Consider the following 13,287-nt stretch of genomic DNA (forward strand, 5'->3'; position numbering starts at 1 on the left):
CCCCTATTTGCCACCGCCAGCAGCACTGGCAGCATCGGCGGCTTTCTGCGCTTCACTGGTGCGCATCAGGCGAAAACGCAGATTGAAGGAAGCGACACGACGCTGGTCGCGCGGCGTCAACGCGACATTGGCAGCAACGATCTCCACCAGTTCAGGCTTGGAAATCCATGGCGTGTTGTCGGCAAGATTGCGCAGCATCTCTGACACGCGCTCGTTCGACTGGGCCATCCCCTGCATGGCAACGACTTGGTCCGTTTGCTTGAGGCTGGTGATATAGACACCGTCGGGCAACTGCTTGACAAGTTCGTTCAACAAATGAACGGGCAGGTTGCGGTCGGACTGGAGATCCTCCACCGCCTTTTGCCGTGCACGCAGCGCAGTAATTTCGTCCTCAATCGTGGCAATCTCTTTGATCTGCCCTTCCAAGACCTTGATCTCGCCCGCCAAAAAGTTATTGCGCTGCTGCTGCTGCTCGATCATGGCCTGGAACCATGAATAGATACCTCCCGCAATCAAGAGGCCAACCAGGAAAGAGGCAAACATCGTCGCCTGGAACATCTCCTTGCGACGTTTGCGCGCGGCCTCGCGGTGCGGTAACAGATTGATCAGGATCACTGCAAGAACCTCCGCATGGCCAAGCCACAGGACGTGAGGTATGAGGGCGCTTCACGTACCATTTTTTTCAGCCGCACACCACTGCCGATCTCCATGCCATCAAACGGGTTGATCGTGCTGCAGGCAAAGCCAGTTTGCTGGGTCACCGCTTCGGTTAAACCCGCCAAAGGTGCCGAGCCTCCGGCGAGCATGATGTGATCGATCCGGTTGTACGGTGTGCTGGTAAAGAAGAACTGCAGCGCCCGGCCAATTTCCTGCGCCAGACTCTCGACAAAAGGACGCAGCACTGCCGACTGGTAGTCGTCTGGCAGTTCTCCGCTGCGCTTCTTGGCTTCTGCCTCCTCCGTGGAAAAACCATACTGGCGCACGATGAGTTGAGTGAGTTGCGCCCCCCCAAAAGCCTGGTCTCTGTCGTAAAGCACCTCGTCATTGCGCATGACCTGCATGCTTGTGGTCAGTGCACCAACCTCGAACAATGCCACCAGTGCATCCACCCCCTTGTTGGGCAGCGCCTCGATGAGGCGCCCCGTGGCCAACCGGGCTGCGTTGGATTCAATATCCAGGATGACTGGCTTCAGGCCCGCGGCCTCTGCCAGACCCTGGCGGTCTTGCACTTTCTCACGCCGCGAAGCTGCGATGATCACATCGACGTCGCCAGGCGAGTTCTTGGTCGGCCCGATCACGCAAAAATCCAGACTCACTTCCTCCAGCGAGAAAGGGATGTACTGGTTGGCCTCGGACTCGACCTGGACTTCGAGTTCCTGCTCGGTCATTCCACCCGGCAAGGAAATGCGCTTGGTGATGACCGCAGACGGCGGAAGTGCCAAGGCGACGTTTTTGGTGCGCGTGCCGCTCTTCTTCACCAGACGACGCAGCGCCTCTGCGACTTCATCGAATTTTTCGATGTTGCCATCCGTGATCCAGCCGCGCTCCAAGGGCTCGATCGCACAGCGTTCAAGCACCAGCGCACCGGCCTTGTCGCGCCCCAACTCGACCAGCTTGACGCTTGAGGAGCTGATGTCGATACCCAGCAGCGGCGCGGGCTGGCGACTGAACAAAGTCCCCATTGAGATCAAGATTGGCCCTCCGAAATGTGCGCAGGAAGCGCAGCGATACTTAATACTTCACATGAATACTATCAGTAAGATAGTTATCCAACCAAGATTTTCAGACTGGCGCGCTGCGCCAGACGTTGTCAAAAGCAGACGTTGGACAAAACCTCCCTATGCCCCTGGCAACTGCTTCAGAGCACCGCGCAGCCGCCCGACGGCACAAAGGAGACGTTTTTATAATGCCTTTCCTTTGCTGCCAAGCGCGCCATGCCCCCCTCTCAAGCCCCGGAAAAAAACACGTCAGCACGTACAAAAGCGCGCACCTCTTGGCCACGCTGGCTCCTCAAAGGCCTGTTCTGGATCGCGGGCTTGGCCACCGCAGGGGCCTTGGCACTGGCCCTCACTATCGCTGTGGCGTTGGCTATGGCATATCCGAATTTGCCCGATGTCTCCGACCTTGCAGACTACCGGCCCAAGCTGCCGATGCGCGTGTACTCCGCCGAAGGCGCACTGCTGGGCGAATTTGGCGAGGAGCGGCGCAACCTGACTCCGATCGATGACATCCCGCAGGTCATGAAGGATGCCGTGCTGGCGATCGAAGACTCCCGCTTCTTCGAGCACGGCGGGGTGGACTACAAAGGCCTGTTGCGTGCCGCGCTCGCCAACCTGGGCAAGGCCAAGAGCCAGGGCGCCTCCACCATCACCATGCAGGTGGCGCGGAATGTGTACCTTTCCTCAGAGAAAACATTCACGCGTAAAATTTACGAAATATTACTCACATTCAAACTCGAACATCTGCTTACGAAAAACCAGATCCTCGAGATTTACATGAACCAGATTTACCTGGGCAACCGCGCTTACGGGTTTGCCGCGGCAGCCGAAACGTATTTCGGCAAGCCGCTTAAATCCATCTCCGTTGCCGAGGCCGCCATGCTGGCGGGCCTGCCCAAGGCACCTTCCGCCTACAACCCCATCAGCAACCCCAAGCGCGCACGTGCGCGCCAGCTCTACATCATCGAACGGATGGAGGAAAACGGCTTCATCACCGGTCTGCAGGCACAGGAAGCCAAGCAGGAAAATCTCAAGATCCGCACCAATGCGAACAGCACGCGCGTGCATGCCGAGTACGTGGCCGAAATGGCGCGTCAGTTGATCTTTGCACAATACGGCAACGAGGCCTACACGCGCGGCCTCAACGTCTATACCACGCTGCGGGCAAGCGAGCAGGACGTTGCCTACCAAGCGCTGCGCCGGGGCATCATGGATTACGAGCGGCGCCAGCACTACCGCGGCCCGGAACAGTTCATCCAGTTGCCCACGTCGGCCGAGGACGCCGAGGATGCCATCGACGATGCCCTGGCCAACCACCCAGACAACGGCGACCTGCTGGCCGCGGTGGTGCTGGACGCCAGCCCGCGCAGGATCATGGCCGCGCGCGCCGACGGAGAACAGATCGAGATCACGGGCGATGGGCTCAAGCCTGCGCAGTCGGGCCTGAGCGACAAGGCGCCGCCCAACATCAAGATCCGGCGCGGTGCCGTGATCCGCGTGGCCAAGACCGTCAAGAACACGTGGGAAATCACGCAGCTTCCGCAGGTGGAGGGCGCGTTCATCGCGCTGGACCCACGCGACGGTGCGATCCATGCCCTGGTCGGTGGCTTCGACTTCGACAAGAACAAGTTCAACCATGTGACGCAAGCCTGGCGCCAACCGGGGTCGAGCTTCAAGCCCTTCATCTATTCCGCCGCCCTGGAGAAGGGCTTCACCCCCGCCACCGTGGTCAACGATGCCCCGCTGTTCTTCGATGCCGGCACGACCGGCGGTCAGGCCTGGGAGCCGAAGAACTACGACGGCAAGTACGACGGCCCCATGACCCTGCGCACCGGCCTGGCCAAATCGAAGAACATGATTTCGATCCGCGTCCTGCAGGCCGTAGGCCCGAAAACGGCGCAGGAATGGGCCAGCCGCTTCGGCTTCGACGCCGACAAGCACCCGCCCTACCTGACCATGGCGCTGGGCGCGGGCTCGGTCACGCCGATGCAGATGGCAACGGCCTATTCGGTGTTCGCCAACGGCGGCTACCGCGTCACCCCCTGGCTCATCACCCGTGTGACGGACCACAAGGGCCGGGCGCTTTCCGAGTTCACGCCACCACCGTTGGCCGAGCAGCCGCGCGCCATCGATGCACGCAACGCTTTCGTCATGGACAGCCTGCTGCAGGAAGTCACGCGCGCCGGCACCGCAGCCCGTGCCCAGGCCACGCTGAAGCGCCCGGACCTGTACGGCAAGACCGGAACGACGAACGACTCCGTGGATGCATGGTTTGCCGGCTTCCAGCCCACCCTGACGGCAGTGACCTGGATTGGCTACGACCAGCCACGCAATCTGGGCAGCCGCGAGACCGGCGGGGGGTTGAGCCTCCCCATCTGGATCAGCTTCATGGAAAAGGCCCTCAAAGGCGTTCCCGTGGCAGAAACCGCCGTGCCGCCTGGGGTGGTCAACGTAGGCGGTGAATGGTTCTATGAGGAATACGCCCGCAATGCAGGAGTCGCCAACCTGGGCCTAAACGATGGCGGGGCAGCGGCGAGTGGTGCCGCGCCTGGCCAGGTTGCCCCCCCGGCCCCCGAGGAGCGCAACCGTATTCTTGACCTGTTCCGCAACTGAGGTTCACGCCCGGCCCGTCCATCAGTCGGGCCGGGAACGATCAGGCGGTAAAAACCAGTGCCTGTCCCGCTTGCTCGCTCGCGCATTGGCTCAGGTGCGCAAAGAATTCGCCGGCCCCTTTGGTATCCATCCAGCACTGGCCATCGAAACGGTAGTGAAAGCCGCCCGAACGTGCCGCCATCCAAACCTCGTGCAACGGCTTTTGCAAATTGATCACGATCTGGCTGCGGCTGGCGAAAGTCAGGGTGACCAAGCCGCCCGAGCGCTGCGCATCCAGGTCCGCGTCGGTTTCTTCGTTGAGGCGGTCGCATGTCTGCTCCACCGCCAGCAGCAGTCGCTCGGCACGGTCCATGAATTCAAGGTCGGTCATACAATTTATATATGTTGAGAGCCACCCAAATTTTAGTCAGGGCGCTTGCCCTTGCTGCCAGTGCGGCGGCCCTCCTCGCAGGCTGCGGGCAGCGCGGCCCGCTGTACCTGCCCACAGACCCCGCCGCGAACGAGCGCGCCAGCCTCCCGCAATCACTCACGCCTGCCAGCGCCCCCGCCTCCAAAGGCTCCCCTCCCTCTGCCGATACCCCATGAACGCTCCCCTCCTGCCTGGCCATCCCCATATGGCCTACCGTGGCACAGACTTGTTTTGCGAGCAGGTTCGCCTCGCCGACCTGGCACAAGCCCATGGCACCCCGCTGTACGTGTACTCAAAGGCCGCCATGCTCGATGCGCTGGCGGCCTATCAGCGCGGCTTCGCCGGCCGCAAGGTGCAGATTTGCTATGCCATGAAGGCCAACTCCTCCCTGGCCGTACTGCAGCTCTTTGCGCGCGCGGGCTGCGGCTTCGACATCGTCTCAGGCGGAGAGCTGGCGCGCGTTCTGGCCGCAGGCGGTGATGCCAGCAAGGTGATCTTCTCTGGCGTCGGCAAGACACGCGCCGAAATGCGCCAAGCGCTTGCCGCAGGCATCGGCTGCTTCAACGTTGAGAGCGAAGCTGAGCTGGAAGTACTCAACGAGGTGGCGCTGGACATGGGCGCGCAGGCCCCCGTGAGCATCCGCGTCAATCCCAACGTCGATGCCAAGACCCACCCTTACATCTCCACCGGCCTCAAAGGCAACAAGTTCGGCGTGGCCCATGAGCGCACACTGGCTACCTACCAGCGTGCTGCTGCGCTGCCAGGCCTGCGTGTCGTGGGCATCGACTGCCACATCGGATCGCAAATCACCGAGGTCAGCCCCTACCTCGACGCCGTGGACCGCGTGTTGGATCTGGTGCAGGGTATCGAGGCAGCAGGTATCGCCATCCACCACATTGACTTTGGTGGTGGCTTGGGCATTACCTACAACGACGAAACTCCGCCGGCCGCCGATGCGCTCTGGCAACAGCTGCTGGCCAAGCTCGACGCACGCGGCTATGGCGACCGCCAGTTGATGATCGAGCCCGGCCGTTCCCTGGTGGGCAATGCCGGCGTTTGCCTGACCGAAGTGCTGTACCTCAAGCCGGGCGAACAAAAGAACTTCTGCATCGTGGATGCCGCCATGAACGACCTGCCGCGCCCCGCCATGTACGAGGCGTTCCATGGCATCGTTCCTCTGCATGCACGCTCTGGCGCCACCACCACCTACGACGTCGTCGGCCCCGTCTGCGAAAGTGGCGACTGGCTCGGGCGCGACCGCGCGCTCGCCGTGCACAGCGGCGATCTGCTGGCCGTGCTGTCCGCGGGCGCCTACTGCGCCTCCATGGCCAGCACCTACAACACCCGGGGCCGCGCGGCAGAGATTCTCGTTGACGGCAGCCAGGCGGTACTCATCCGCCCACGCGAAAGTGTGGCCGACACCTTCAAAAACGAGATACTGCCTTCGTGACAAATAGGTGAAAACCCGGGCTTCGATTGACTCGCATCAAATCAACTTTTGATGCTTGTCATACATTAGGGCCATTCTTGCGCTTCCTCCCGCACCATGGCCCCGATTGAGCTTTACCGCGACAGCAACCACGCCTGCCTGATGTTCACCGACCTCATTGAAGAGGACGGGCAGGCGATTCAGGCCAACCAGTTTCTTATCGTCGATGGCGACACCGGCGCCGTCATTGATCCGGGCGGCAACCTGGCATTCAACGAGTTGTTCATGGGCATGGGGCGCTACTTTTCGCCACAGAAGCTCTCGTACGTGATCGCCTCGCACGCGGACCCCGACATCATTGCCTCGCTCGACCGCTGGCTGACCAGCACCAACGCCACCCTGGTGATCTCGCGCATCTGGGAACGCTTTGCCCCCCACTTCACCAAAGCCGGCAAGACCGAGAACCGCGTGATCGGCGTGCCCGACAGCGGCGGTCACCTGCCCCTGGGGCGCCATGAACTGGTACTGTTGCCCGCGCACTTCATGCACTCGGAAGGCAATTTCCATTTCTATGACCCGGTCAGCCGCATCCTCTTCACCGGCGACCTGGGCGTGTCGCTCACCACCGGCGCCGAAGCGCGCGTGCCCGTGACGGACCTGGCGGCACATATCCCGCGCATGGAAGGCTTCCACCGCCGCTACATGGTCTCCAACAAGATTCTGCGGCTGTGGGTGCGCATGGCGCGGCAGCTCGACATTGCCATGCTCGTGCCACAGCACGGCGCGCCGATCCTGGGCAAGCCCGCCATCAACGCCTTCTTCGACTGGCTGGAAAACCTGCCATGCGGCATTGATCTGTTCGACGAGCGGGCTTACCAAGTCCCCACGGGCCACATCGACCCGGTAACGCGCCAGATGCGCGCGCCGCTGCGCCCGGCCCAGGCGGCCTGATCCAGGCAGCCCAAGAAATTTAATCAAATACGCCTCTAGCCCTTATCCAGCAAGCGCTAGCAACTATCAAAAGAATAATAAAAAGGCCCTGCACTGCAGGGCCTTTTTATTGCCGAAGCACATGCCTCACAGGGTGCCGTAGCTGTGCAGGCCCGAGAGGAACATGTTCACGCCAAGGAAGGCGAACGTCGTCACCACCAGCCCCGTGAGCGCCCACCATGCCGACACTGTGCCACGCAGCCCCTTGACCAAGCGCATGTGCAGCCAAGCGGCGTAATTCAGCCAGACGATCAGCGCCCAGGTTTCCTTCGGGTCCCAGCTCCAGTAGCCGCCCCAAGCTTCGGCCGCCCAGAGCGCCCCCAGCACGGTGGCGATCGTGAAGAAAGCGAACCCGACGGCGATCGACTTGTACATCAGGTCGTCAAGAATCTCAAAATCCGGCAGTTGCGCCGCAATGCGCTTGCGCGCCAGCAGGATGCCGCCCACGATCAACGCCGAGATGCCGAAGTACACCATCCAGTAGCTGCTGCCGCCATCGGCCGCACCCTGGCGGAACACGATCGGCTCAAAGCACAGCACTACGCCCAGCAACCACAGCGGCGCGAGCTTGTACCAGCGCGTCTCGCCAGCCTGCTGTTTGATGAGGTAGGCAAACGCCACCATGGCCGCGAGCGCAAAGGTGCCATAGCCGATGAAGTTGGCCGGTACGTGCAGCTTCATCCACCAGCTCTTGAGCGCAGGCACCAGCGGTTGGATCTCGTGCGCCTCGCGCACCACCGTGTACCACAGCAGGAAGCCCACCGCCGCGCTGACCACCAGCATGACGAAGGCGCCCAGCGCACGCGTGGCGTAGTGCTGCTCGTAGTACAGGTAGAACAGCGCCGTCATCCAGCAGAACATGATGAACACCTCGTAGAGGTTGCTCACCGGGATGTGGCCCACGTCCGGGCCGACCAGATAGCTCTCGTACCAGCGCACCATGGTGCCAATGAGCGCCAACGTCACGCCCACCCAGGCCAGGCGCGAGCCAATCAGCGCCATCACCTCGCCACTGCCCTGCCCCTGGCCGCCACGCGTGAACATGCCGATCCAATAGAACAGCGTACTCATGAAGAACAACATGCTCATCCAGAGAATGGCGGACTGGCTCGACAGGAAGTACTTGAGCCCGAACACGGTGTCGGCGCGCGCCAGGCTGCCCGCACCGTCCTGCTGGTACAGGCCCACAGCCAGCAGCGACAGCGCGGCCACTCCCAGCATGAGCACCGACAGCGGGCGCCAGAACCATCCCAGCCAGATGGCACAGGGAATGGAGCCGAGCAGAATGCCCTTCTCGTACACGTCCATGTACGCACCGTAGCGCTGCAGCGCCCACAGCCCACCCGCGACGACGAGTACGGCGAACAGCCAGTCGAACCCGTTGCGGCGCGCGAAATAGCCTTCGTTCAGGGTCAGCGTGGTGGTGGTCGCGGTGTTCATGCGGAGGCTCCTGGCGGTGAAGACGATGGCGGGGTGCCGATGAGTTTCTGGCTGAGCTGGGCGAATTCCCGGTTGCCGTCGAACGTCTTGCGGTTCGACGACAGGGCCATGGTGGCGTGGGTACGGCCGCCTTGCGGTGCCAGCCACACCCAGATGCGCCGGTCGCGCACGTAGAGCATGGCAAAGACGCCCAGGATGAGCAAGGCACACCCCAGGTACACCACGTTCTTGCCAGGGGCACGTGCCACCTGGAACACACTGGCCTGCACCTGCTTGAAGTCCTGCAGCTCAAATGCCATGGGTGCGGGGTAGATCTGCGCATCGCTGAGCGCAAACACCGCCTGCGTCATGAAGGTCTGGGTTTGCGCACCAGGCTCCATGGGCGCCAAGCCTGCGCGCTCGCGGGCAAGCTGCGCCAACTCGTACAGCACACCGTTGAGGATGCGCACCAGCACCTCGCCAGCACGCTCGCGCTCGCCCTCAGGCACGTTGGCCTCCATGAAATCGGAGATCGCCGGGAAGCCGCCGCGCCACTTGCCGTCCTCGCCGCGCCCGCCGGCGTACAGAGCCAGGGCACGCTGCGCCGAAAGGGTGAGCTGCTCGGCCAGCTCCTTGCGCGTGCCATCGACTGCACGCCCGACGTAGTTGCGCACGGCCCGCTCACGCAGGGCGGGATCGTTCAGCGCGGCGCGCAACTGCACGAAGCCCTGCATGCTGCCCTGGTCATCAACAGGAACGCGCAGGTAGCGGAAGGGCTCGGCCGGGGTCTCGCGCACGCCCAGCAGGAAGACAGACCCACCGTCCCCCATGTCCACGGGCAGCATGTAGTTGTGGAATTCGCGCGCCTGCCCCGCCGCGTCGCGCAGCTTGTAGCTGATGCTGGGCCCGACGTTGCGCAGCTCCTTCTTGCTTACGGTCTTGTTGCCCGCGCCCAGGCGCGCGTCGATGGACGAGCGCAAGTCAACCTTACGCGCATCGGCACCGGAGCTGGTGCCGTCATCGCCGAAGTTCTCCACGTTAATGGTGCGCAGCGCGGTGAACTCCAGCGTCAGCGCCTGGCCGGCCTCGTCGCTGGTCAGACGCGTCTGCCCGCCAATCGTGCCCTGCACGTAGAAAGGCTGCACGCCCGCCGCCATGGGTACGGCGCGCAGCTTCACCAGCGAGCCGCCATCGTCGAAGCTGGACTGGTAAATCTCGATGCCTTTGTAGCCGAAAGGATGGTTGACCTCGATGCGCGCGGGCACCTGCGCGCCCGTCGCCTTGTCGTGGATCACCACCTCGCTGGCGAAGAGCTTGGGCATGCCGGTGGAATAGTGCTCAACGATGAACTTCTTCAGCTCCACGGCGAAGGGCAGCTCCTGCAGCAGCACCCCGTCGGACTGCGCCAGGATGGCCGTGCTCGACTGCGTGCCTTCGGCAACCAGCAGGTTGCCGCGGAAAGTGGGATTACGCTCGGACAGGATGTGCTCAGGCTTGACCTCGGAAATCAGCCCGCCGCCCGCGTAGGGCGTCTTGCCGCCCAGCCACATCTGCGCGCGCACGATGAGGTCGCCATCGAGCAGCCCCCCCAGACAGATCAACACAATGGCACTGTGTGCAGCGATGTAGCCGATCTTGTGTGCGCCCCCCGTCTTGGCGGCCACCATCCAGCCCTCGCCCTGCGGCGTCTGGCGCTGCTGCAGGCGCACCTTCCAGCCGCCCCCCACCAGCATGCCGCCGATGCGGCGTGCTGCCACTTCGGCAGTTTCGCCCTCAAGGTCCGCCTGGGCCTTGTGGTGAAAGGCCTGCAGGTTCTGCACCCGGATGTTTTCCTTGTAGTTGCGCAGATCGGCCAGGTATTTGGGCGTGTGGCGTGCGATGCACAGGGACGTGCTGACGACCAGGAAGGCCAGGATCAGCAGGAACCACCAAGCGCTGTAGACAGCGTTGAGCTTGAGCGCCAGAAACAGCTCTGCCCAGAAGGGGCCGAACTGGTTCACATAGTTGTTGACCGGTTCCTGCTGCTTGAACACCGTGCCGATGACCGAGGCAATGCAGATCACCGTCAAGAGCGCGATGGCAAAACGCATCGAAGACAGCAGCTCCACGGCAGCGCGCAGCGCCTGCGAACGGGATTGGATGCGTAGGCCGTGGGTGGAGTCGGTCATGGCGGAGGCCAAAATAAAAAGGCGGGGCCATCTTTTGCGATGGGCCCGCCCTTTTTGGGGTTGTGCGTGGGCGAAAGGTTCCGGGGCCGATGACTGCAGCGCCCGAAACGTTGATTTATATCAATTAACGCAAACCAGCAATGTAATCGGCCACGGCCTTGATTTCACGGTCGCTCATCTTGGCTGCCACACCCGCCATCTGGGCGCTGTTGGCGCGCTTGCCGTCGCGGAAAGCGACCAGCTGCGTCACCGTGTAGTCAGCGTGCTGGCCTGACAGGCGCGGGTACTGCGCCGGAATGCCAGCGCCATTGGGGCTGTGGCAGCCTGCGCAGGCAGCGATGTGGCGGTCTTGCAGGCCGCCGCGGTAAATGCGCTCACCCAGGGAGACGAGCTCCTTGTCCTTGGCGGCACCCGGCTTGGCCTTCTGGGACGCGAGCCAGTAGCTGACGTTCTTCATGTCCTCGTCGGACAGGATGGCGGCCATGCCAGCCATGATGGGATCGGCGCGCTTGCCGGACTTGAATTCCTGCAGCTGCTTGACCAGGTATTCAGGATGCTGCTGCGCCAAGCTCGGCTGGGTCACGACCGACGAATTGCCGTCCGCGCCGTGGCAGGCGGCACAGACTGCGGAGTAGCTGGCCTCGCCCTTGACCAAGTCAGGCTTGGCGGGTGCGGGATCTGCCGCAAAGACCGGGAAAGCGGGAGCTACCAGCACGGCAGCCGTCAGCAGGGAGGCGAGCAACTTCATATCGAGGGACGTCTGGTTATGTCAGCAAAAATCTGCGCGATTCTACAATGAGGGATTACAGCACCTCCATCTTCCATGACCAAGCTTTGCGCTGCATCTAAAGCGGCTTCGATTACGCCCACTTCGCAAGCCAAATTGGCCGTGAACTGGATGCACACGGCCCGTTTCTTCACCACGGCCGCCCAGTTGCACCAATTGCCTGCCGTCGAGGTGCCCGAAATCGCCTTCGTGGGCCGCTCCAACGCGGGCAAGTCCACCTGCATCAACACCCTGACCCAGCAGCGCCAACTGGCCTTCGCCTCGAAGAAGCCGGGGCGCACGCAGCACATCAACCTGTTCGCCCTGGGCAAGCAGGGCCAGATGGACGCGGTGCTGGCCGACCTGCCAGGCTATGGCTACGCTGCCGTGTCGCGCAGCGACAAGCAGCGCTGGCAACAGGTCATGGCCAACTACCTCGTAAGCCGCAAGGGCCTGACCGGCATCGTGCTGCTGTGTGACCCGCGCCTGGGAATGACCGAGCTCGACGAAGCCTTGCTCGAAGTCGTGCGCCCGCGCGTGGAAGAGGGCCTGAAGTTCCTCGTGCTCCTGACCAAGGCCGACAAGCTCACCCGCGCGGAGCAGGCCAAAGCACTGTCGATCGCGCGACTGCAAGCAGGCGGCGGCGAGGTGAAGATGTTCTCCGCGCTGAAACGGCAAGGCGTGGACGAGGTGGCTGAGCTGCTGTGGCAGTGGTCGCACCCGGCCACCACGGCCACGCAGGCCGGCGGCATGCCGCCGGATACCGCAGCCGACACTGAACCCGATTCGCCATCGAAAACCACCTGAGCGCACACCCCATGTGCGCTACCAGCTCCTGAAAGCATAGCGCCATGATCGAATCCATCGTCCACACGCTGCCGCACGGCATCACCCTGCACTGCCACGCCAGCGGTGCGCCTGGCCGCCCCGTCCTGCTGTTCCTGCACGGGTTTCCCGAAGGGGCCTTCATCTGGGACGAACTCCTGGCCCACTTCGCCCGCCCCGAACACGGCGGCTACCGCTGCGTGGCCCCCTTCCTGCGCGGCTTCGGACGCTCCAGCGCGCCCGCCGAGGCCGAGGCCTACCGCGCCAAGCACCTGGTGCGCGACCTCGCCGCGCTGATCGCACTGGAGAGCCCGAACGCGCCGCTGGCCGCGCTGGTGGCCCACGACTGGGGCGGCGCCGTGGCCTGGAACCTGGCGAGCCAGCAGCCCCAGCGCATGGAACGCCTGGCCATCATCAACTCGCCCCACCCCGGCGCGTTCCTGCGCGAGCTGCAGCACAGCCCGGCACAGCAGGCCGCGAGCCAGTACATGCACTTCCTGTGCCGCCCGGATGCCGAGGCCTTGCTGTCCGCCAACGATCACCAGCGCCTGTTCGGCTTCTTCGACACCCGCGCAGGCCAGCCCCCCGCCTGGCTGACCGGCGCCGTCCGCGCGCAGTACCGCAGCCTGTGGGCGCAAGGGCTCACAGGGGCCTGCAACTACTACCGCGCCAGCCCCCTGCGCCCGCCGCGCGCGGGAGACGACAGCGTCATGGCGCTGGCCCTGCCGCCGGAGATGCTCACGGTGTCGGTGCCCACGCTGGTGCTCTGGGGCATGGACGATCCAGCGCTACTGCCCGGCCTGCTCGATGGACTACCCGGCTGGGTGCCCCAGTTGCACCTGCGGCAGGTGGAAGGGGCATCGCACTGGATCGTGCATGAGCAGCCGGAGCGTGTCGCGCAGGAACTGGGCCGTTTTTTACTCCTGAATCAATAGCTTTCAGCGCTTACC

General features: G+C 63.3%; 11 protein-coding genes and 1 pseudogene. 6 read left to right on the top strand and 6 right to left on the bottom strand.

Translation table 11 applies throughout. The annotated features are described in order from the left end of the window. Positions 1-3: 3 nt before the first annotated feature. Both YS110_10925 and YS110_10930 read right to left on the bottom strand, forming a co-directional pair. On the bottom strand, positions 4-615 hold the full coding sequence (locus YS110_10925) for a PilN domain-containing protein (GenBank protein UJB65225.1): 612 nt from the start codon (positions 613-615) through the stop codon (positions 4-6). Then, a complete protein-coding gene (locus YS110_10930; protein ID UJB65226.1) occupies positions 612-1,691 on the bottom strand; it encodes a pilus assembly protein PilM in 1,080 nt (359 codons plus the stop codon). Before YS110_10930 ends, YS110_10925 begins: the two co-directional genes overlap by 4 nt. A 243-nt stretch (positions 1,692-1,934) precedes the next feature. On the opposite strand from YS110_10930, the gene YS110_10935 reads away from it, so the two are divergent. Next, a complete protein-coding gene (locus YS110_10935; protein UJB65227.1) occupies positions 1,935-4,331 on the top strand; it encodes a penicillin-binding protein 1A in 2,397 nt (798 codons plus the stop codon). Between the two features lie 40 nt (positions 4,332-4,371). Here the strand turns inward: YS110_10935 and cyaY are convergent, their stop codons facing one another. Then, the gene (gene cyaY / locus YS110_10940; protein ID UJB65228.1) at positions 4,372-4,701 is read right to left on the bottom strand and encodes an iron donor protein CyaY; all 330 of its coding nucleotides are present in this window, start codon (positions 4,699-4,701) and stop codon (positions 4,372-4,374) included. Positions 4,702-4,712: 11 nt separating this feature from the next. Here cyaY and YS110_10945 point away from each other — a divergent pair, with 11 nt between their 5' ends. The 3 genes from YS110_10945 to YS110_10955 all read left to right on the top strand — a co-directional run bounded on the left by YS110_10945 (position 4,713) and on the right by YS110_10955 (position 7,120). Next, positions 4,713-4,916, top strand: coding sequence for a lipoprotein (locus tag YS110_10945; GenBank protein ID UJB65229.1), 204 nt, complete (start codon positions 4,713-4,715; stop codon positions 4,914-4,916). Beyond that, the gene (gene lysA, locus YS110_10950; protein UJB65230.1) at positions 4,913-6,190 is read left to right on the top strand and encodes a diaminopimelate decarboxylase; all 1,278 of its coding nucleotides are present in this window, start codon (positions 4,913-4,915) and stop codon (positions 6,188-6,190) included. Before YS110_10945 ends, lysA begins: the two co-directional genes overlap by 4 nt. A 96-nt stretch (positions 6,191-6,286) precedes the next feature. Further along, entirely contained in the window at positions 6,287-7,120 is an 834-nt protein-coding gene (locus YS110_10955; protein UJB65231.1) for an FprA family A-type flavoprotein, read from the top strand. Positions 7,121-7,246: 126 nt separating this feature from the next. On the opposite strand, the gene ccsB is transcribed toward YS110_10955, so the two are convergent. The 3 genes from ccsB to YS110_10970 all read right to left on the bottom strand — a co-directional run bounded on the left by ccsB (position 7,247) and on the right by YS110_10970 (position 11,494). Continuing rightward, positions 7,247-8,599: a c-type cytochrome biogenesis protein CcsB gene (gene ccsB / locus YS110_10960; protein ID UJB65232.1), complete on the bottom strand. Its 1,353-nt coding sequence runs from the start codon at positions 8,597-8,599 to the stop codon at positions 7,247-7,249. Beyond that, a complete protein-coding gene (locus tag YS110_10965; protein UJB65233.1) occupies positions 8,596-10,746 on the bottom strand; it encodes a cytochrome c biogenesis protein ResB in 2,151 nt (716 codons plus the stop codon). The genes ccsB and YS110_10965 overlap by 4 nt, the downstream gene beginning before the upstream one ends. A 124-nt stretch (positions 10,747-10,870) precedes the next feature. Next, positions 10,871-11,494, bottom strand: coding sequence for a cytochrome c4 (locus YS110_10970; GenBank protein UJB65234.1), 624 nt, complete (start codon positions 11,492-11,494; stop codon positions 10,871-10,873). Positions 11,495-11,569: 75 nt separating this feature from the next. Between YS110_10970 and YS110_10975 the strand changes: the two are divergent. Both YS110_10975 and YS110_10980 read left to right on the top strand, forming a co-directional pair. After that, positions 11,570-12,235, top strand: a pseudogene (locus tag YS110_10975) (YihA family ribosome biogenesis GTP-binding protein). Positions 12,236-12,363: 128 nt separating this feature from the next. Then, positions 12,364-13,272, top strand: coding sequence for an alpha/beta fold hydrolase (locus tag YS110_10980; GenBank protein UJB65235.1), 909 nt, complete (start codon positions 12,364-12,366; stop codon positions 13,270-13,272). The last annotated feature ends 15 nt before the right edge of the window (positions 13,273-13,287 follow it).

This window comes from Acidovorax sp. YS12 (genome assembly GCA_021496925.1).
GTDB lineage: Bacteria > Pseudomonadota > Gammaproteobacteria > Burkholderiales > Burkholderiaceae_C > Paenacidovorax.